This window comes from Candidatus Andeanibacterium sp., assembly GCF_057143545.1.
Map to the genome: position 1 here is coordinate 1 of NZ_DBNHSF010000211.1, position 19,496 is coordinate 19,496.

General features: G+C 64.7%; 18 protein-coding genes and 1 tRNA gene. 16 read left to right on the forward strand and 3 right to left on the reverse strand.

The genetic code is table 11. The features are described from left to right. A partial coding sequence (gene thiE, locus AC16XC_RS12325) for a thiamine phosphate synthase (RefSeq protein WP_484034957.1) occupies window positions 1–534 on the forward strand: 534 nt, incomplete at its 5' end. On the opposite strand, the gene AC16XC_RS12330 is transcribed toward thiE, so the two are convergent. Continuing rightward, on the reverse strand, window positions 509–874 hold the full coding sequence (locus AC16XC_RS12330) for a hypothetical protein (protein ID WP_484034958.1): 366 nt from the start codon (window positions 872–874) through the stop codon (window positions 509–511). The genes thiE and AC16XC_RS12330 overlap by 26 nt on opposite strands. A gap of 141 nt (window positions 875–1,015) precedes the next feature. Here AC16XC_RS12330 and efp point away from each other — a divergent pair, with 141 nt between their 5' ends. The 11 genes from efp (at window position 1,016) to AC16XC_RS12385 (ending at window position 12,626) form a co-directional block, all read left to right on the forward strand. Next, window positions 1,016–1,579: an elongation factor P gene (gene efp / locus AC16XC_RS12335; RefSeq protein ID WP_484034959.1), complete on the forward strand. Its 564-nt coding sequence runs from the start codon at window positions 1,016–1,018 to the stop codon at window positions 1,577–1,579. After that, window positions 1,576–2,010: a hypothetical protein gene (locus tag AC16XC_RS12340; RefSeq protein ID WP_484034960.1), complete on the forward strand. Its 435-nt coding sequence runs from the start codon at window positions 1,576–1,578 to the stop codon at window positions 2,008–2,010. Before efp ends, AC16XC_RS12340 begins: the two co-directional genes overlap by 4 nt. Before the next feature lie 55 nt (window positions 2,011–2,065). Then, window positions 2,066–2,857 (forward strand): inositol monophosphatase family protein, encoded by a 792-nt coding sequence (locus tag AC16XC_RS12345; RefSeq protein ID WP_484034974.1) that lies wholly within the window; start codon window positions 2,066–2,068, stop codon window positions 2,855–2,857. Window positions 2,858–2,928: 71 nt separating this feature from the next. Next, window positions 2,929–3,014 (forward strand) — tRNA-Leu (locus AC16XC_RS12350). 44 nt (window positions 3,015–3,058) lie between these two features. Beyond that, window positions 3,059–4,852: an SLC13 family permease gene (locus tag AC16XC_RS12355; protein WP_484034961.1), complete on the forward strand. Its 1,794-nt coding sequence runs from the start codon at window positions 3,059–3,061 to the stop codon at window positions 4,850–4,852. A gap of 111 nt (window positions 4,853–4,963) precedes the next feature. Beyond that, entirely contained in the window at window positions 4,964–6,760 is a 1,797-nt protein-coding gene (locus AC16XC_RS12360; protein ID WP_484034962.1) for a MoaF N-terminal domain-containing protein, read from the forward strand. Further along, window positions 6,760–7,266, forward strand: coding sequence for a hypothetical protein (locus AC16XC_RS12365; RefSeq protein WP_484034963.1), 507 nt, complete (start codon window positions 6,760–6,762; stop codon window positions 7,264–7,266). The genes AC16XC_RS12360 and AC16XC_RS12365 overlap by 1 nt, the downstream gene beginning before the upstream one ends. A 34-nt stretch (window positions 7,267–7,300) precedes the next feature. Beyond that, a complete protein-coding gene (locus tag AC16XC_RS12370; RefSeq protein ID WP_484034964.1) occupies window positions 7,301–7,828 on the forward strand; it encodes a hypothetical protein in 528 nt (175 codons plus the stop codon). A 265-nt stretch (window positions 7,829–8,093) separates the two neighbouring features. Beyond that, on the forward strand, window positions 8,094–10,235 hold the full coding sequence (gene prsK / locus AC16XC_RS12375; RefSeq protein WP_484034965.1) for an XrtA/PEP-CTERM system histidine kinase PrsK: 2,142 nt from the start codon (window positions 8,094–8,096) through the stop codon (window positions 10,233–10,235). Next, entirely contained in the window at window positions 10,235–11,599 is a 1,365-nt protein-coding gene (gene prsR / locus AC16XC_RS12380) for a PEP-CTERM-box response regulator transcription factor (protein ID WP_484034966.1), read from the forward strand. The genes prsK and prsR overlap by 1 nt, the downstream gene beginning before the upstream one ends. 61 nt (window positions 11,600–11,660) lie before the next feature. Further along, window positions 11,661–12,626 carry a bile acid:sodium symporter family protein gene (locus AC16XC_RS12385; RefSeq protein ID WP_484034967.1) on the forward strand — a complete coding sequence of 322 codons (966 nt, stop codon included), beginning with the start codon at window positions 11,661–11,663 and terminating at the stop codon, window positions 12,624–12,626. Here AC16XC_RS12385 and AC16XC_RS12390 read toward each other — a convergent pair. Both AC16XC_RS12390 and panB read right to left on the reverse strand, forming a co-directional pair. Continuing rightward, the gene (locus tag AC16XC_RS12390) at window positions 12,598–13,659 is read right to left on the reverse strand and encodes a DUF475 domain-containing protein (RefSeq protein ID WP_484034968.1); all 1,062 of its coding nucleotides are present in this window, start codon (window positions 13,657–13,659) and stop codon (window positions 12,598–12,600) included. The genes AC16XC_RS12385 and AC16XC_RS12390 overlap by 29 nt on opposite strands. An 8-nt stretch (window positions 13,660–13,667) precedes the next feature. Continuing rightward, entirely contained in the window at window positions 13,668–14,540 is an 873-nt protein-coding gene (gene panB, locus AC16XC_RS12395; protein ID WP_484034969.1) for a 3-methyl-2-oxobutanoate hydroxymethyltransferase, read from the reverse strand. A 113-nt stretch (window positions 14,541–14,653) separates the two neighbouring features. Between panB and AC16XC_RS12400 the strand changes: the two genes are divergently transcribed. The 4 genes from AC16XC_RS12400 (at window position 14,654) to AC16XC_RS12415 (ending at window position 19,433) form a co-directional block, all read left to right on the forward strand. After that, window positions 14,654–16,087, forward strand: coding sequence for a sodium-dependent transporter (locus tag AC16XC_RS12400; protein WP_484034970.1), 1,434 nt, complete (start codon window positions 14,654–14,656; stop codon window positions 16,085–16,087). Window positions 16,088–16,173: 86 nt separating this feature from the next. Further along, entirely contained in the window at window positions 16,174–17,769 is a 1,596-nt protein-coding gene (locus tag AC16XC_RS12405) for an amino acid permease (protein ID WP_484034971.1), read from the forward strand. A 12-nt stretch (window positions 17,770–17,781) separates the two neighbouring features. Beyond that, window positions 17,782–18,585: an arylamine N-acetyltransferase family protein gene (locus tag AC16XC_RS12410; protein ID WP_484034972.1), complete on the forward strand. Its 804-nt coding sequence runs from the start codon at window positions 17,782–17,784 to the stop codon at window positions 18,583–18,585. Between the two features lie 44 nt (window positions 18,586–18,629). Beyond that, entirely contained in the window at window positions 18,630–19,433 is an 804-nt protein-coding gene (locus AC16XC_RS12415) for an ImuA family protein (protein WP_484034973.1), read from the forward strand. Window positions 19,434–19,496 lie beyond the last annotated feature (63 nt).

The following is a 19,496-nucleotide window of genomic DNA, read 5'->3' on the forward strand; positions in this document are numbered from 1 at the left end:
GCGTTCCAGTTCCGGGTGAAGGATGTCGACGAGCACGAAGCGGCGCGGCTTGCGGAGCCGCTCCAGGCGATCTGCGCGGAGCGAAACGTCGCGTTCATCGTCAACGATTCAATCTCGCTGGCCAAGCGGCTCGATGCCGATGGCGTCCATCTGGGGCAGGCAGACGGTGATGTCCGCGAAGCGCGCGAACGGCTTGGACCCAAGGCCGAGATCGGCGTCACCTGCCATGCCAGCCGCCATTTGGCGATGGAATCGGGCGAGGCCGGGGCGGATTATGTCGCATTCGGGGCATTTTTCCCGAGCGACACCAAGGAAACCGCGCATCGGGCGGAGCCAGAAATACTGCGCTGGTGGCAGGAACTGTTCGAACTCCCCTGTGTCGCGATCGGCGGGATCACGCCGGACAATTGCGCCCCGCTGGTCGAAGCGGGGGCCGATTTCCTCGCGGTTTCGGGCGCGGTCTGGAATGGCGACGAAGCCGGGGCCGTGAGGGCCTTCGCCGAAGCAATCAGCTCCGCGTCGCGCCGAGCTTGACGCAGCGCAGCCCGGTTTCGCTGCCGCTGCCATCGACCTGTTTCAGCATCCGGCTGCTCTGGATCCGATAGCGCTCGCCCTCGCGCGGCCCGCTGGTGATCCGCACACTGTCTCCAGTGCGGAGATAGGTGCCCTTGCCGTCGGCGGTCTGGTAGGTCGAGGCATTGGTGATCTCGAAGCCCGCTTGCGGCACGGGAACGCCGCGTTGCGAAGCGGCATCGCCCGGGGTTTCGCAGACATAGGTTCCGCGCTCGAGCGTATCGATCCTGCCGCCGGTCACCGCGCCGGCGGGTGCCGCAATCATTGCGGCGGTAAATATGGCTGCGATCGTCGCTTTCATGGCACCTGTTCCTGCTGCGCGCGGCTAGCACGGGGTATCCTGCAGTTCCAGAGCGCAGAGCGATGCCGTCCTTGCCCGATCACGCGCCACACGCTAGGGCGCGCGCTCGACACGGCACCTGGACATCGAAAGTTTAACCCCATGAAAATCAGCGGCGTCGATATTCGCCCCGGCAATATCCTCGAATATGAAGGCGGAATCTGGAAAGTCGCCAAGATCCAGCATACCCAGCCGGGCAAGGGCGGGGCCTATATGCAGGTCGAGATGAAGAACCTCGTCGATGGCCGCAAGACCAATGTCCGCTTCCGCAGCGCCGACACGGTCGAGAAGGTCCGGCTCGACACCAAGGATTTCCAGTTCCTCTACGAGGACGGGGACAAGCTCGTGTTCATGGACAAGGACACTTACGAGCAGATCTTCATCGATTCCGACCTGCTCGGCGATGCCAAGGCGTTCCTGACCGATGGAATGGATGTGTTGCTCGAAATGTACGATGAAAAGCCGATTTCCGTTCAGCTTCCCGAACAGGTCGAGGCGCTAATCGTCGAGGCCGATGCCGTGGTAAAGGGCCAGACAGCGAGCTCCAGCTACAAGCCCGCGGTGCTGGAAAACGGCGTCCGCGTCCTGGTGCCCCCGCATATCGAAAGCGGGACCCGGATCGTGGTCGACGTCTACGCCAGGGAATATGTGAAGAAGGCAGAATGACTATGCGAAACCTGACCAAACTCGCCGCAATCCTGACGCTTGGCGCCGCGCCATTGGCGCTGCAGGCCCAGGAGACGCCGCAGCAGGGCGCCGGATCCGACAATGCCGCGCAGGCTTCTCCTGAGGAAGTCGAGAACCTCCAGCGCGCGGTGCGGATCATGCGTGCCTTTTCGGCTGCATGGACTTCCGACAGCGTCCAGGATGCGGTCAAGGGCAGGCTGGTTTCCTGCTTCTACAACAACACGCTCTCGCAGATCGCGAAGGCGACGGGGGAGGTTTTCGCCAACAGTCCGAACCTCGACTACGAGAGTGGGGAAGATCTCTATCGCGCGGCGGCGGGCGTTTGCGGCATATCGTTCCGCCGGGTTGGCGCCGACGGTCCGGCGGAAGCCAGCCCGGTGAACACGCCGAGCGGCGAACTGGGCCGCTGACGCGGCCTGACGGGCAAGGGGCAGGCAGGTGTCGTTTTCGGGCTTGATCCGGGTTATGGAGCGCGCCGCGCGCAAGGCGGGTAGCCGCCTGCGGCGCGATTTCGGCGAGATCGAGCATCTCCAGGTCAGCCGCAAGGGGCCGTCCGATTTCGTGTCCAAGGCGGACCAGGCCGCCGAGCGGACGATCTACGACGAATTGCTGCTCGCCCGGCCCGATTGGGGCTTCAAGCTCGAAGAGGGTGGCGAGATCGAAGGCAAACCGGGCATGCCGCGCTGGGTCGTCGATCCGCTCGACGGGACCACCAACTTCCTTCACGGCATTCCGCATTTCGCGATCTCGATTGCCGCGCAGGAACCGAAACTGGACGGGTCGGGCTGGGGCGAAGTTGTCGCTGCGGTTATCTACCAGCCGATCACCGACGAGACTTTCTGGGCCGAAAAGAACCGCGGCGCCTGGCTCCAGGATGCCAGGCTAAGGGTTTCTGCGCGCAACCGGCTGGCCGATGCGCTGATCGCGACCGGCGTCCCCTACCAGGCGCATGGGGATATCGGGCAATGGAGCGCGATTTTCGACGCGATCGGCCCGCAGGTGGCCGGAATCCGGCGCTTCGGTTCGGCGGCGCTCGACCTCGCATGGGTTGCCGCCGGGCGTTACGACGGCTTCTGGGAGAGCGACCTTGCGCCCTGGGACACGGCGGCCGGGTGCCTGCTGGTGCGCGAGGCCGGAGGCTTCGTCACCGATTTCCGCGGCCGTTCCGAGCCGATCTGCGACCGGCAGATCCTGGCCGCGAACGATCCGCTCCATTCCCGGCTCCACAAGCTGATTGCCGGGGCGATCAAGGGCTGAATGCAAGCACTTGCTTGAAGCATCGCAATGGCGCGGCTAAGGCGCGCAACGCTGCAAGCCGCATCGCGGGAGCCCCTGTGGCGGAATTGGTAGACGCGCTCGACTCAAAATCGAGTTTCTTTAAGAAGTGCCCGTTCGACTCGGGCCAGGGGCACCACGGCAAGACTTCTCGGATCGGGCAAAGACCGCTAGGCTGGCTTGATGCCGGAGCTACCCTCCTATCATGCGATGGCCGCCATTGCCGTTACCATCGCCATGTTCGTGGGGTTTGCCCGCGGCCGGCTCTCGGTCGAGATCGTCTCGCTGCTGACGATCGCGGTGATCGCGGTCGGGCTCTATTTCTTCCCGATGCCGCACACCTACCCCACGGATGGCTTGCGCCTGGCCTTCGGCGGCTTCGGCCATTACGCGCTGGTCACGATCTGTGCCCTGATGATCATGGGCAGGGGACTGGTCGTCACCGGGGCGCTCGATCCGGCGGCGCGCCTGCTCGAACGCGTGTGGAAGATCAACCTCCAGCTGGGCATGCTTGCCTCCCTGCTGCTCGCGATGGGCCTGTCGATGATCGTCAACGACACCCCGGTCCTGGTGCTGCTGTTGCCGATCTTCGTGGCGCTGGCCGCACGCGGCGCGATGCCGGCTTCCAAGACGCTGATTCCGCTCAACGCGGCGGTGCTGATCGGCGGCATGGCCACCACCATCGGCACCTCGACCAACCTCCTGGTCGTCTCGATCGCGCGCGATCTCGGCATGCCGCAGATGAACGTGTTCCATTACACGCACATCGTGCTGATCGCGGCGCTGGTCGCGCTGCCCTATCTGTGGCTGGTGATGCCGCGGCTGCTGCCCGATCACAGCAAGGACGAGGGCCATCAGCTGCGCCGCTTCAAGGCGCAACTGAGGATTCCGGCCGGGAGCGAACTGGTCGGCAAGACGATTGACGAAGTGGAAGCGCGGCTGCCCGCGGATTTCGACTTCGAGGAGAGTCCCGATGCGTCGCTCGAGGCGGGCCAGAGACTGACGGTTTCGGGAACCCACGAAGCGCTGGAAGAGGCGATAAGGGTGCTCAAGGGCCAGGTCGCTCCGGGCTGGGTGCTCGACCGGATCGAGCGATCGTCGAGGTCGGAAGGGATCGATATCAATGTCGTCGAAATGGCGGTAACCTCGGATTCGCGCCTGATCGGGCGGACACTTGCAACTTCGGGCATCGCCGACCTTTACGGCACGGCCGTGCTGGGCATTCACAAGCCGCGCCGGCCGATCGGGGCCGAGCCGCCCGCCGGAGCGGAACTGCGCATCGCGGAAGGCGATGTACTGCTGGTCATGGGCATGCCAAAGGACATTCAGGAATTTTCCCAGAATGACAGCCTGCTGATGCTCGAGGGCGCGCGCGAGATGCCGCGCCGGTCGAAGGCGATGTTGGCACTGACGATCATGTTCACGTCCGTCTTCCTCGCCTCGGTCGGCTTGCTCCCGATCGCGATCTCGGCGCTGGCCGGAGCGATCCTGATGTTCATCACCGGTTGCGTGAAGTTTGACCGCGTGGGGCGGGCCCTTTCCGGGAAGGTGATCGTGCTGGTCGCGGCCAGCATCGCCATCGGCCAGCTGATCCTCGACAGCGGCGCGGCCCAATGGCTGGGCGAGTTGATGGCATTCGGCCTGCAACACCTGCCGCCTGCCGGCGTGCTCGCGGCGATCATGCTGTTCGTGACCTTGCTGACGAATTTTGCCTCGAATGCCACCGCGGCGACGGTCGGCACGCCGATTGCCTTTGCCATCGCGGCGCAGCTGGGCATGCCGCGCGAACCGCTGATCCTGGCGGTGCTGTTCGGCTGCAATCTCTGCTACGCAACCCCGATCGCCTACCAGACCAACATGCTGATCATGGGCGAGGGCAATTATACGTTCGCGGATTACATCCGGACCGGCGTGCCGCTGGTGCTGATCATGGTCACGACGCTTTCGCTGCTGCTGGTGCTGTTCTACGGAATGTAATCGGGTTTAGATCTGACCGCGGCTGGACGGCGGGCGTTTCGCTGGTAGTCTCCGCTTCCGAGTCCGTCGACCTGGCGCGCGCGGACCGGCAAGACGGGAGAGGGGAAGGCGATGGCTGGCAAGGCCTATCCGGAGATCGAGAACTACTATTACGACTGGACCGCGCTCGACGATGCGGCGATCGCCGCCGCGATCGACAGGGTCGTCATGGAAGGTCCGTCATGCGCCTCCGGGGCGGATCTTTCGCTTGCCGGGGAAACGCTGCAGATCGTCTGCGACAAGGGCACCAGCGGCGTCGACGGGCCATCCCTCTCCTACCGCTTCCTGACCGGCAACCGCCTGATGCTGAGCGAGAACGGCACGGATTCGACCAATGCCGGATATGCCGCGGTCAAACTCGGCCAGCTGACCTTCTTCGCCCATCTGCTGCCCGATACGCTGCGCGGCTATGCCGTGGTGTTCGACGCCGAGACGCGGATCGCCACGGTGATGGAGCTGTGGTTCGGCGGCTACAAGCGCAAGCGCGAAGCGATGCGCGAAGTCTATTTCGGCTATATCCACGCCGAAGGCCTAGCGCCGCCCGTGGACCGGCACGAATTCAACAACCGGCTCGAGGGCGCAGGCTATTTCTGGCGCCAGGATACCGGCGCCGAGACGCTCGAATTCTATCCCTCGATTGCCTACACCCATTGGGTCGAGCTGACCCGGATGGACCGCCAGCAGGGTTACAGCGCGCCCGCCGACTATATCGAGATCGGGCACGGCAAATACATCTATACCCGCACCGAATGCGAGTTTTCGGGAATCTTCACGGTCTATGCGATGGATGTGAACGCGCTCCAGCAGGTCGGGCTGCGGCTGGGCTTCAACGCCGCCGACGAGCTCGAATTCTACGTCTTCCGCGGGGCCGGCGAATGGCTCGGGCAGATCGCCAAGTTCGAGGAGTTCGGCGATACCAGGGGTGGCCCGATGCTGCCGCGCCCGGGCCCCGGACAGAGCGCCGATGTCGATGCCACCGCCAAGGGCGCGCGCGCGGTCTATCGCCCGAACGAGACCTGGGAGAAGATGACCAAAGAGGAAGTAAAGGCGGCGGTCGAAAAGAACACGCGGGTGTTCGCCCAGCGGGTCGGCGCGGGCAGCGGGGCGACTGGAATGGCGACGCATGTCGAATCTCCCAGCGCCAAGCTGGCCGGGCGTTCGGCAAGTGTTCGCTACGACAATGGCCCGGTGATGGATTACGAGTTCACCGGCGTCGACGAATTGCGCTGGCGCATGAACGGCGGAGCATGGAAAAGCACGCGCTACCATGCCTGGGAAGCGATCGAGGGCGTGTTCCTGATGGGCCATGTGCTCGAGGGGACCGAAAACCACGACGGCCACATCACCGTGCTCGATTTCGAACAGGGCAAGGCGACCTGTTACAACGGCTATCTCAACACGCCCTACTGGGCGAACGAGGCCGGCTGCCGGCCGCTGTTCGGCAAGCTGGTTGCCGATGGGGTGCCCGATCCGGGCGTGCGGCGGCACGAATTCACCGAGGACATGCTCGGGCGCTGCATCACCTTCAGCTACCAGCCCGGTCTCACCTCGATGCACCTCTATTCGACGCCGCGGACGACGAGCTGGATCATCTTCACCCCGACCGGGGCGGCAGGCCTCGAATGGTGCGGTTCGGGCTCGCAGATCAAGATCCGCGACGAGCTCTATTTCCTCTACTGGATCGAGGAAGCCTGTAACGGCACGCTCGGGACCATCCTGCTCAATCTGCGGACCATGCACGATATCGGGATCGGCTATCACTGCGGTTCCGACGGGTTGAGCATGAGCCCGATTTCCGCATTGCTGCGCCATGCCGGGAAATACGATGTCGGCCGCTTCTTTGCCGACCGGACCAGGGGAGGAAAGTGATGAGCAAGACGACCCAAACCACGCGCCGCTCCTTCCTCAAGACAGGTGCGATCGTCGCTGTACCGGTGGCGGCGGTGGTGACGCCGGCAGCCGTCATGGCCGCCGACGACACCGGGCTCAGGTTGGCGCGGCTGGAAGCCGAGCGCGCGATCGAAGCGCTCAACCGCGATTTCCTGCGCGAATTCAATCGCGCGGGAGCAGGCGGGACGGCCCGGCTGTTTGCCGACGGCAAGGCGCCGGAGCTCGGCGACCATACCGCCCGGCTGCTGGTGGATCCGACCGTAGCGCCGGACCTGCTCGAACTTTCGGGCGACGGATCGACGGCGCATTACCGGATCGCCTGCACGGTCGAGAGCGAGCATCCTGTCGAGGGTGAGGAAACAATCGCCCGGATGGCGAGGCTGCAGGGCAATGGCGTTGCCAATGCGCGCCGCGAAGGCGGGCTGGTGGCCGATTATGTCAGGCTTAAGGAAGGCTGGGCCATACGGGCGGTCCGTCTCGTTTGAACCGGTAAGCGCGCGCGCCCGAAGGATAATCGCCATGGTAATCAGGAAGCTGGCCGGAAAGGCACTGCTCGCGCCCCTGGCCTTGCTGCTCGCGGCGTGCTGGGTATCTGAGAACCCGCATATCGATGCATCCATCGCATCCCGGATAGAGATTGCCGGAACCTATCGCGATCCCGATGGCGAGCAGGTCGATGTCTTCGAGCAGGGCGACGGCAGCTATCTTATGGGTAGCGATGGCGACTATATGCCGACGCTCTTCTACAGTCTTGGCGACGATTGGTACCTTGCCCAACACGAAGCACGCGAGTCCGAATATCTCGACGAGCTGGGTCAGGAGATCGTTGTATACATGTATACGCCGCTCACCTGGGAGGAGGACCGGCTGACGATATTCGAACCGGTTTGCGACCAGTCGCTCTCTGCGATTCCGGGAATCGAAATTGCCGAGAACGGATGCGGCTTCGCGACGCGAGAGGCCCTGATCGAGGCGGCGCGGAACCAGAAAAGCCGGGTCCGCAGCGGCGCATTGGATCCCGGGCGGTTCGTGCTGACCCGGCAATAGCGGGTCGAGCCGTCCGCATGGGCGCGGCTGCGAACTGCGAACCGGCCCGCCTTAACCCTGGATCAACCTTCGTATCCCTCGGTTTGCGAGCGGCCGGAAGCACACTGTAAAGTTTACCGACATTTCACCTATCGTCCCTAAACCGGGGCCAGGATCGCAGGAATGCGATTGCGGGGACCGGTGGAACGATGAGTAGTATTCTGGACGTCAGCGACCGGAGGGGTAGCGCGCCGATGCGCGGTGCGATCCTGCGCGCATACATCCGGTGCGAGCGGGCCGCCTGATGGAAGGCTTCTGGCAAGCCTCGGTCATCGCACTCTATTATGTGGGTGCGACTTCGCTGCTGGTTTACGGCGCCTGGCTGTACAACCGCCGCGAACGGCTGGGCCCGGCCGGCACGCCGGTGCTGGTGGCGACCGCAATCACCGCCCTGTGGGGCCTTGCGGTCCCCGCGGTCGGCGGACCCCATCCCGGGACATTGCTGGCCTTGTGCTGCAGCTATCTTGCGTGGCTGTGGGTGCTCTATCGCCTGTTCGCCAATGACGGCCGGCACAACAGCGTGCGACCGATCCGGCCGGTGGTGGCGGCACTCGCTTTCGTCGAGTTGCTGCAGATCGCGCTGCTCCTCGCGGCGACCCGCTTTCCCGGAAATCCGGCCGTGGTCGAGGTGGCGTTCAACCTGTCGATCGCATTCCGGCTGCTCACGTCGGTGGGTGCGCTGGTCCTGCTGCATAATTTGTACGTGGGAACATCGATCGCGGGGAGGCAGACCCTGCGCTGGCCCACGGCGGCTCTTGCCGCGATGTGGCTCTACGACCTCAATTTCTACACCATCGCCTATCTTGCGGGCGATATTCCCGAGACGCTGGGCGGGCTGCGGGCGCTGGTTCTCCCGATCATGGCCGTGTTCCTCGCTTTGGGTACGGCAAGGGATTCGAAGGACCTCAAGCTGCGGCCATCGCGGTCGGTCGCCTTCCAGTCGATCTCGCTCCTGGTGATCGGCGCCTATCTCGTGGCGATGGTGCTGGTGGCGCAGGCGCTCTCCTATGTCGGGGGCGACTTCGCCCGCCTCGTGCAGACAGCGTTCGTCATCGCGGCGAGCGCCTCGGCCCTGCTGCTGCTCCCGTCCAAGCGGATGCGGAGCTGGCTGCGGGTGGTTCTCGCCAAGCACCTGTTCCAGCATCGTTACGACTACCGCGCCGAATGGCTGCGCTTCACCCAGACGATCGCGCGGGGGACCGAACAGACCGCGCCGCTGCACGAGCGTGTCATCCAGGCCGTCGCGGATATAACCGACAGTCCTTCGGGCCTGCTGCTGACGGAAGCGGAGGGGGGCGCGATGGCGCTCGACACGCACTGGCAATGGCGCGAAATCGAGGTTCCCGCCGAGGCTCTCGCAGCCGAAACCGTGGCATTCTTTGCCCGCGAGAGGTTCATTCTCGATCTCGACGATGTCAGGCAGGGCGTCGATCATCGCGGCGAGGCGGCCCAGGTTCCGCAATGGCTGCTCGATGACCGGCGGGCCTGGGCGATGGTGCCGCTGTTCCATTTCCACCGGCTGGTCGGGATTGTCGTGCTTTCGCGGCCGCCGGTCGCCCGCAAGCTCGACTGGGAGGATTTCGACCTTCTCCGGGTGGTCGGCCAGCAGCTGGCGAGTTACCTGTCGGAACAGGCGGGCCAGGAAGCGCTCAGCGAAGTTCATCGCTTCGACGAATTCAACCGGCGGATCGCCTTCGTCATGCACGACATCAAGAACCTTGCCAGCCAGCTTTCGCTGCTGGCCCGCAACGCGGAAAAGCATGCCGACAATCCAGCGTTCCGGGAAGACATGCTGGTCACGCTCCGCAACAGTTCGGACAAGCTCAATGCATTGCTGGCCCGCCTTGGCCGTTATGGAGCAGGCGGCGGCGACGCGGCGGAGCCGGTCGAAATGGCGCCCTGCATCGCGGCGATCGTCCAGCGGCTGGCGCCACAGCATCCCGTGCTGCTGGCGGAGAACCAGGCCTGTGTCGCGCAGGTGAACCAGGAATCGCTCGAACAGGCGCTCCTTCACCTGATCCAGAACGCGATCGATGCCAGCGACCCGGACAGCCCTGTGGTCATCGGTTCGGTCGTCGAAGGGCTCCATTGCCGGATCGACATCGTCGATTCCGGCATGGGCATGAGCCCCGAATTCGTTCGCACACGGCTGTTCAAGCCGTTCCAGTCCTCAAAGCCCGGCGGCTTCGGGATCGGGGCCTACGAAGCGCGCGAAATGATCCGCTCGATGAACGGGCGGCTCGAGGTCGAGAGTCGCGAGGGACTTGGGACCCGCTTCATTGTCCGGCTGCCGCTGTCGATGGAGGCCGGGAGCGGCATGGAAAGTTCATCCGGCGGTAACCCGCCCCCCACCAGCGAGGTAGCGTGATGGCTGACTCCAAACCCAGATTGCTGATAGTCGAGGACGACGAGGGCCTGCAGGCTCAGCTCAAATGGGCCTATGACGATTTCGAGGTGACGATCGTCGGCGATCGCGCTTCGGCGATTGCCGCATTGCGGGCGGAGGAACCGCCGGTCGTGACGCTCGATCTCGGCCTTCCTCCCGATCCCGACGGGACCAGCGAAGGGTTCGCCGTGCTCGAGGAGATCATGGCGATCAAGCCCGACACCAAGGTCATCGTCGCTTCCGGTCATGGCGCGCGGGAGAGCGCGCTCACTGCCATTGGGCGGGGCGCCTATGATTTCTATCAGAAGCCGGTCGATATCGAGCAGCTTGGGCTGATCGTCCGCCGGGCGTTCAATCTCCACCTGATCGAGCAGGAAAACCGGCTGCTGCAGACCAGGGCGGGCGAGGAAAACACCGTGCTTGGCGGGCTCATTACCGCGGCGCCGGAAATGGTCCGGGTCGCGCGCACGATCGAACGGGTTGCGAATACCAACGTCTCGGTAATGCTGTTGGGCGCGAGCGGCACCGGCAAGGAATTGCTGGCCCGGGGGGTGCACGATGCGAGCGATCGCCGCGACGGGGCCTTCGTGGCGATCAATTGCGCCGCGATCCCCGAGAACCTGCTCGAAAGCGAGCTGTTCGGGCATGAAAAGGGCGCCTTTACCGGCGCGGTCAAGACCACCGAGGGCAAGATCGAGCAAGCCAATGGCGGCACGCTGTTCCTCGACGAAGTGGGCGACATTCCGCTGCCCTTGCAGGTCAAGCTGCTGCGCTTCCTGCAGGAACGCACGATCGAACGGATCGGGGGCCGCAAGTCGATCGAAGTCGACACCAGGATCGTCTGCGCGACCCACCAGGATCTCGAAGCGATGATTGCCGACGGGCGGTTCCGCGAGGACCTGTTCTATCGCCTGGCCGAGATCGTGGTGAAGATCCCGAGCCTGGCCGAACGCCCGGGCGATGCGACGCTGCTGGCCAAGGCCTTCCTCAAGCGCTTTGCCAAGGAGATGAACCCGCAGGTCAAGGGCTTTGCCGCCGATGCGCTGGCGGCGATCGACGGCTGGCCCTGGCCGGGCAATGTCCGCGAGCTCGAGAACCGGGTGAAGCGCGCGGTGATCATGGCCGACGGCAAGCTGATCAACGCAATCGACCTCGATCTCGCAGGCGACGAGGATGAGGATGCACAACCGCTCAACCTCAAGAGCGCGCGCGAGCAGACGGACCGCAAGGTGATCCGCCACGCACTGGCGCGGAGCGAAGGCAATATCTCGAGCACGGCCAAGCTGCTCGGGATCAGCCGGCCGACGCTCTACGACCTGTTGAAGCAGTACGACCTGCACGCGTGAGCTTTCGGGGGCAGGGCGGCGTCCCCTCGACAAGCTGCGAGCGGCGCGGCATGGCGAGACCATGCTCGCGCGCGTTTCCCAGGCTTTCGACCCGATGGTCCGGCTGTTGCTGCTGGCGATCCTGCTGGCGACTTACCTGCCGGTAACGGGCGAGGCGCGACCGGTCGCGCAAACGATCTCCAATGCGGCGATCTTCCTGCTGTTCCTGTTGAACGGGTTGCGCCTGCCGCGCGACGAAGTCCTGCGCGGGATCGGCAATTGGCGGTTTCTTGCGCCGCTGGTCCTGTGGTGTTTCGGGGCGATGGCGCTGGCCGGCTGGGGCATTTCATTCGCGGTCGACCAGTTGCTGCCGCCGACCCTGGCGCTCGGTTTCCTCTATCTCGGCACGCTGCCGAGCACGGTCCAGTCGGCGACGGCCTACAGTTCGTTGGCGGGCGGGAACGTCGCCAGCTCGGTGGTCGCGGCGGCCCTGCTCAACATCATGGGGGTGTTCGTCACCGCGCCGCTGTTCTCGGCGATGGCCGGCAGCGCGGGCGCCGGCCTCGACCTGAGCGGACTGGCCAAGGTCGGGCTGATCCTGCTGTTGCCGTTCACGATCGGCCAGATCGCCCAGGGCAGGGTTGGCGGCTTCGTGCGCGAACACAGGCGCGCCGCGACCTGGATGGACCGGATCTCGATCGCGATTGCGGTCTATGTCGCGTTCTCGGCGGCGGTCGAGCAGGGCATCTGGCGGATGCTCGACCCGGCCTCCATGCTCCTGCTGGTGGCCGTCGTGGCGGCCTTCCTGCTTGTCGGATTCGGTGGGGCTTGGCTGTTGGGAGGCGCCTTGTCGCTCAAACGCGGGGATCGCATCGCCATGCTGTTTGCCGGCGGGCAGAAGAGCATCGCGATGGGCGCGCCGCTGGCGACAGTGCTGTTTCCGCCGGCCATCGCCGGAATCGTCCTGTTGCCGGTGCTGACCTATCACCTGTTGCAGCTGGTGCTGTCCGCACCGCTGGCTAATCGCCTGGCTGCCCACCCGGATTAGCCGGCGCGGCGCGGTTGTGCCGGATCGACCACCATAGCGAGAGGCCGATCAGCACCGCGCCGATCAGGCCGGTGATCACTTCCGGAACATGCGCCACGGCACCGAACAGCATGATCACGCCAAGCGCGATGATCGCCCAGAAGGCGCCGTGTTCGAGATAGGCATATTCGGCGAGCGTTCCGCGCCTGACCAGGTGGATGGTCATCGAACGCACGAAAATGGCGCCGATCGAAAGGCCCAGCGCAATCACCACCATGTTGTTCGAGAGGGCAAAGGCCCCGATCACGCCGTCGAAACTGAAGCTGGCGTCGAGCACGTTGAGATAGAGGAACCCGCCAAGCCCCGATCGCATCGCGGCTCCCGCGAGCTTGCGCCTTTCCTCGTGGATCTCGAGCGCGGTATTGATCGCCTCAACCGTGATGAAGGTGACGATCCCGAGGATTCCGGCGATCAGGAAAGTCAGCGCATCGGCCGTCTGGAGCAGGCTCGATATGCCCCACAGGATCAACAGCAGGACTCCGATCTCGATCGCCTTCACGGCCGAAACGGCGGCCAGCTTGCTTTCGACCACATGGATCCAGTGGACTTCCTTGTCGGCGTCGAAAAAGAATTTGAGCCCGACCATGGCGAGGAACGCACCGCCGAAGCCGGCGATCCCGACATTGGCCGAGGAAACGATCCGCTCATATTCCTGCGGGTCGGTGAGCGAGAGCCTGACCGTATCGACCGGGCCCAGCCCGGCGGCAATCGCGACGATCGCCAGCGGAAACACGATCCGCATCCCGAATACCGCGAAGGCGATGCCCCACAGCAGGAAGCGCCGCTGCCAGACCTCGTCCATCTCCTTGAGCACCGAGGCGTTGACCACGGCATTGTCGAAGCTCAGCGAAATCTCGAGGATCGACAGGACCACGATGATCCAGAGGACCTGAGCGGTGCCCGCGATCGTGCCGCTGCTGACCCAGCCATACCAGGCGCCGAGCACCAGGCAGATGAACGTGAAGACGAACGAGAAACGATAGAACTGGAACATGGATGGGATCAGCTTTTTGGCTGGTAGGTCTGGTCGGGACCGGGGAAGGCGCGCAAGCGGACCTCCCCGGCATATCTGGCGGCCGCGCCCGAAATGGTTTCGGCGATCTCCGCGTAGCGCTTCACGAAGCGCGGCACCCGCTCGAACATGCCGAGCATGTCTTCGGTTACCAGCACCTGTCCGTCGCATTGCGCCGACGCGCCGATCCCGATGGTCGGGATCTCGAGCGTTTGGGTCAGCGCAATGGCGATCGGTTCGATCACCCCTTCGATCACAACCGCGAAGGCTCCCGCATCCTGCACGGCCTTGCCGTCGGCAATGATCTTCTCGTGCTCTTCCTGGCTGCGCCCGCGTGCGGCATAGCCGCCCAGGGCGTTGACCGCCTGCGGGGTCAGGCCGACATGGGCCATCACCGGGATCCCGCGCTGGCTGAGGAAGGCTATGGTTTCAGCCATCGCCTGCCCGCCTTCGAGCTTGACCGCGGCGCAGCCGGTCTCGGCCATCACCCGGCTGGCGGAAGCGTAAGCCTGCTCGGGGCTTTGCTCGTAGCTGCCGAACGGCATATCGACGACGACGACGCTGTGGTAGCTGCCGCGGACCACCGCCGCGCCATGGTTGCACATCATGTCGAGCGTGACCGGCAGGGTGGAATCGAGCCCGTAGATCACCTGGCCGAGCGAATCCCCCACCAGCAGAATGTCGCAATGTTCGTCGAGCAGTTGGGCCTGCCGGGCGGTATAGGCGGTGAGCGCCACCAACGGCTGTTCGGTCCTGCCGTCGAATTTGCGCCGCTGGATCTCCGGCACGGTGAGCCGCCGCAGGGGCTGCGGCGTCGGATGCGCCCGGCTGGTCGAGGTGTCGAGCTTGTAGGTGGTGGACATTGTGGGCCTTCTAACCGCTGGGGAAGGCTTGGGAAAGCAGTCTCGACGTTGAGGCCGATTCATTGCAAGACCACGCGATTGGGTCCGAATGGCGAACAAGGGGAGTTCAGGGCATGGCGGCTGGCGGTCAGGGCGTTGTCGAGCAATGGTCGTCGCGGACCGCTTTCCTCCTTGCCGCAATCGGATCGGCGGTCGGTCTCGGCAATATCTGGCGCTTCCCGACCCTGGCTGGCGAGAATGGCGGCGGGGCCTTCGTGCTGGTCTATATCTTGTGCGTCGCGCTGATCGGGCTGCCGATCGTGCTTTCCGAGATTCTCGTCGGGCGGGCGGGCGGGCACAATCCCGACGCTCCAGGCTCGATTGCCGAGGTCGCGGAAATATCCGGAAAGAGCCGGAACTGGCGCATTTTTGGCGCAATCGGCACAATCACGATGTTCCTGATCCTGTCCTTCTATTCGGTCGTGGCCGGGTGGGTGCTCTATTATGTGTGGGTCAGCGGGGCGGATTTTCTCTCTGCCGTGTTTGCTTTCCAGCCGTTCGCGCCGGCCTTCGACCACATGAGCCAGGAGCAGGTGACCGGCATGATGGGAGATTTGTTCTCCAGTCCCGGCCAGCTGATATTGCAGCACGGGATCTTCATGGCGGTGACGCTGGCGATCGTCGCGGTAGGCGTAACCGGGGGAATCGAATGGGCCGCCAAATGGATGATGCCGACCTTCTTCGTGTTGTTGCTGCTGCTGACGGTCTATGGCGGGTTTACCGGCGACATGGCGGCGGCCTTCTCGTTCCTGTTCACACCCGATTTCGGCAAACTGACGCCTTCCGTGCTGAACGACGCGCTCGGGCAGGCCTGCTTTTCGCTCAGTATCGGCGGCGCCTTGCTGATCACCTATGGATCATATGTCCCGCGCGATGTGCGGCTCGCGCCCACCGCGGCGATCATTGCGACAGTCGACACCGGAGTGGCGCTTCTGGCCGGGCTGATGATTTTCCCGATCGTGATCAGCGCCGGGCTCGATCCTGCCGGCGGACCGGGGCTGGTGTTCCAGACCTTGCCGGTTGCGTTCCAGCAGATGCCCGCTGGCGCCCTGGTCGGTTTCCTGTTTTTCATCCTGATCTTCTTTGCCGCGCTGACCAGTTCGATCGCCTTGCTCGAAGGCCCGGTGGCCTGGCTGATGCGGCGTTTCGGGCTGGCGCGCAAACCCGCGGCAGTCCTGGCCGGAATGACCGCGTTCCTGATCGGGGTGGCCTGTGCGCTGGGATATAATGTCTGGTCGGATGTGCGCCCATTGTGGTTCTGGGCGGCCTTCGCCGACGCCGATATTCTGGATTCGATCGACGACATCACGGGAAAGATCGGGTTGCCGCTTGGCGGCCTTGGTTCGGCGATCTTTGTCGGCTGGGTGGCCGACCGCAAGATCGTTGCGGCCGAGAGCGGCCTTTCGGGCGGCATGCTTGTGCTGTGGCGCTTCCTGGTTGCCTGGCTGGCTCCGATCGGCGTTGGTTTGATCCTGCTGTTCGGCCTGTTTCCGTGGCTGCTTTCCTGATTGCGGGTTATCGGAAAGTGAATATCACCGGAGGATCGGCTGGCAGAACGCATCGAGTCGCGCACGGGCCGGGGAGTTAATTTCCAATGCCCTTTGCCCGCATAAAGCCGCTCGACGCCATCCTTGCCACCGCCGAAAAGAAGTCGCTCCACCGTTCGCTCGGCGGGGTGCAGTTGATGCTGCTCGGGATCGGCTGCGTGATCGGCACCGGGATTTTCGTGCTAACCGCGGCTGGCGCACAAAAGGCCGGGCCCGGCCTGATGCTGGCATTCGCCATCGCCGGGCTGGTCTGTATTGTGGCGGCCCTGTGTTATGCTGAGATCGCGGCAATGATCCCGGTCGCCGGTAGCGCCTACACCTATTCCTACGCGACCATGGGCGAGTTCCTCGCCTGGACGGTCGGCTGGGCGCTGATCATGGAATACGCCATAGCGGCGGCGGCGGTTTCGGTCGGCTGGTCGGGCTATTTCACCGGCACGATTTTGCACCAGTTCATGGGAATAGACCTGCCGGCTTGGCTCAGCGCCGGGCCGCTCGCTTTGGGCGGGGCGGAAGGCGGGCTGATCAACCTCCCGGCGCTGGCCATCGCGCTGCTGGTGACCGGGTTGCTGATGATCGGCACCAGCGAAAGCGCGCGGGTCAATGCCGCGCTGGTGGCGATCAAGGTGGCGGCACTGACCGCCTTCATTGTGCTGACGATCCCGCAGGTCGAACTCGACAGGTTCAACCCCTTCCTGCCCGCCGGGGTGTTCGGCGGCTTCGGCACAGGGGTTGGAGCGGTCGGCGCGGCGGCGACGATCTTTTTCGCCTATGTCGGGTTCGATGCGGTTTCGACCGCGGCCGAAGAAACCAGGGACCCGCAGCGTAACGTTCCTTTCGGCCTCGTCGGATCGCTGCTGTTCTGCACCGTGTTCTATATCGTAGTCGCTGCAGGGGCGATCGGCACGATCGGCGGCCAGCCGATCATGGGCGCGGGCGGGATGCCGCTCGAAACCGGATCGCCCGAACTGGCGCGGCAATGCGCGCTCCCCGAACATGCCGAGGCACTGGTCTGCTCCAACGAGGCGTTGGCACATGTGTTGCGCATGATTGGCTTTTCTTCGGTCGGCAACATGCTCGGCATTGCGGCGTTCCTGGCCCTGCCATCGGTGATCCTTGTGCTGCTGTTCGGACAGACGCGCATCTTTTTCGTGATGGCGCGCGACGGGTTGCTGCCCGAGAAGCTGGCCACCGTCCACCCGAAGTGGAAGACTCCACATGTGGTGACCGCGATCACCGGGCTGGTAGTCGGCACCGGCGCGGCGTTCTTTCCGGTTGGGCAGTTGGCCGATATCTCGAACGCGGGCACGCTTTACGCCTTCACCATGGTGGCGGTCGCAGTGATGCTGCTGCGCCGGTCGGATCCCGCTCGCAAGCGTCATTTCAGGGTGCCCGCGCTGGCGCTGATCGGCCCGCTGACGATCGGCGGGTGTATCTTCCTGTTCCTCAACTTGCCCTATGCGGCGATGCTGTTCCTGCCGCTCTGGCTGGTGATCGGGATCGTGATCTATTTCCTCTATGGCCGCAGCCACAGCCATGTCGGGCGTGGATTTGTCGAGGTTCACGAACTCGATCCGGATGTGCCGCCAGTGGCGGTGGCACCCTTGCCCGGAGTTCCGGTTCCGGGCGATCCGGACGAATAGGTTCTTTCGCTTATGAGTTTCGATCTTGCAGCCTATCTCGGGCGGATTGGGCTTTCCGATGTTTCGCGCGACGCGGCCGGCCTGCACGCGCTGCAGGAAGCGCATATGCGAAGCGTTCCGTTCGAGAATTTCGATCCGCTGCTGGGCAGGGTTCCGTCGCTGGAAGTCGGCGACGTGTTCGCCAAGATCGTCGGGCAGGGGCGCGGCGGATATTGCTTCGAGCAGAACGGCCTGTTCGAGGCGGCGCTCAAATCCGTAGGCTTTTCGACGCGGCGGATGCTTGCGCGGGTGCGGATGCGGATGGGTCCCGAAGGCGCGCGCAGCCACCTCGCCTTGCGGGTCGACCTCGATGGCGAGGCCTGGCTCGCCGATGCCGGGTTCGGTGGACCCGGATCGCTCCATCCGCTGCGGCTGGATCGGAGTGAACCGCAGGAGACGCCGAGCGGGATTTTCCGGCTGGTCGAGGATGCCGGGCGGGGCGAGACCGTGCTCGAGCGGCGCGACGGGCAGGACTGGCTCCAGCTGTATGCTTTCGACGGCGCGCGCGTGACCGACCAGGAGATCGCCGCGGCCAACCATTTCTGTGCGACCTGGAGCGAGGCGCCGTTCGGGTTTCACCTGCTGGCCGGGGCGTGGGCGGGTCCGCTTCGCTATGGCTTGTTCGACCGCAACCTGACGGTTTCGGGCCCCGAGGGCGTCGAAGCTCGCGAACTGGAAAGTCTGGAGGAGTTTTCCGGCCTGGTGACGGACGCGTTGGGGATTTCGCTCGATCCGGCCTCGCTCGAACGAGCATGGGAAAGGATCGGGGGAGTCTGATCGGTCATTGCGAATCGCTGCAATTGAGAACATAAGTAGAACATATGAGTTCTACTGTTCCTCTTTCCAGCGCCAACTGGCGCCCCGGGCTTGCGCCCGCCCGGCACAGCGAGCTCTTCGCTTCGAGCCGTGAGGCGGGCGGGGCGGCGGCGGCGCTGGCGCTGGCGCTTGACGGTTTGCAGGCGCAGGGGCTGGACGCGGACGACCGGCGCTGGCTGCTATGGGTGCAGGACCGGGCTTCGCTGCGCCTGACCGGGCGGCCCTATCGCCCCGGCCTGCCGCCGCAATTGCGCGCCAGGCTGGTGCATGTCGCGGCCAGGAGCCCGGAAGATGCGCTGTTCGCGCTCGAGGAAGGGCTGCGCTGCCGCGAGCTTGCCTGCGTGATCGGGGAGCTTGCCGGCAATCCCCGGGCGCTCGGGCTGACGGCGTCGCGGCGGCTGTCGCTCGCGGCCGAGAAGCACGGCGTGCCGCTGTTCCTCATCCGTCACGATGCCGAGCGCGACCTCTCCTCCGCCCGGATGCGCTGGGACATCCGCTCTGCCCCATCGTCGCGCCCGCGCTGGAACGAGGCGGCGCCCGGCGCGCCTGCCTGGCAGGCCGAATTGTTCCGCGCCCGGGGCCACCGGCAAGGACAATGGATTTTGCGGAACGAGGGCGGGAATCTGGTACATGGCCCTCTCCCCGTGAGGGGAGAGGATACGAAGGCTTGGCCCAATAAGGGCCTAGCCGAAGTTGGAGAGGAGAGATCCGCCCTCTCGACTGCTGCAAACCCCTCTCCAAACTCCGCTAGCTCCTGCGGAGCAAGCTGCGCTATCCTCTCCCCTCAAGGGGAGAGGGCGCGTGCCTGACCGCCATGCCCCGCCGCATCCTCGCGATCTGGCTGAGGCAGCTGGCGCTCGATCGCTGGCGGC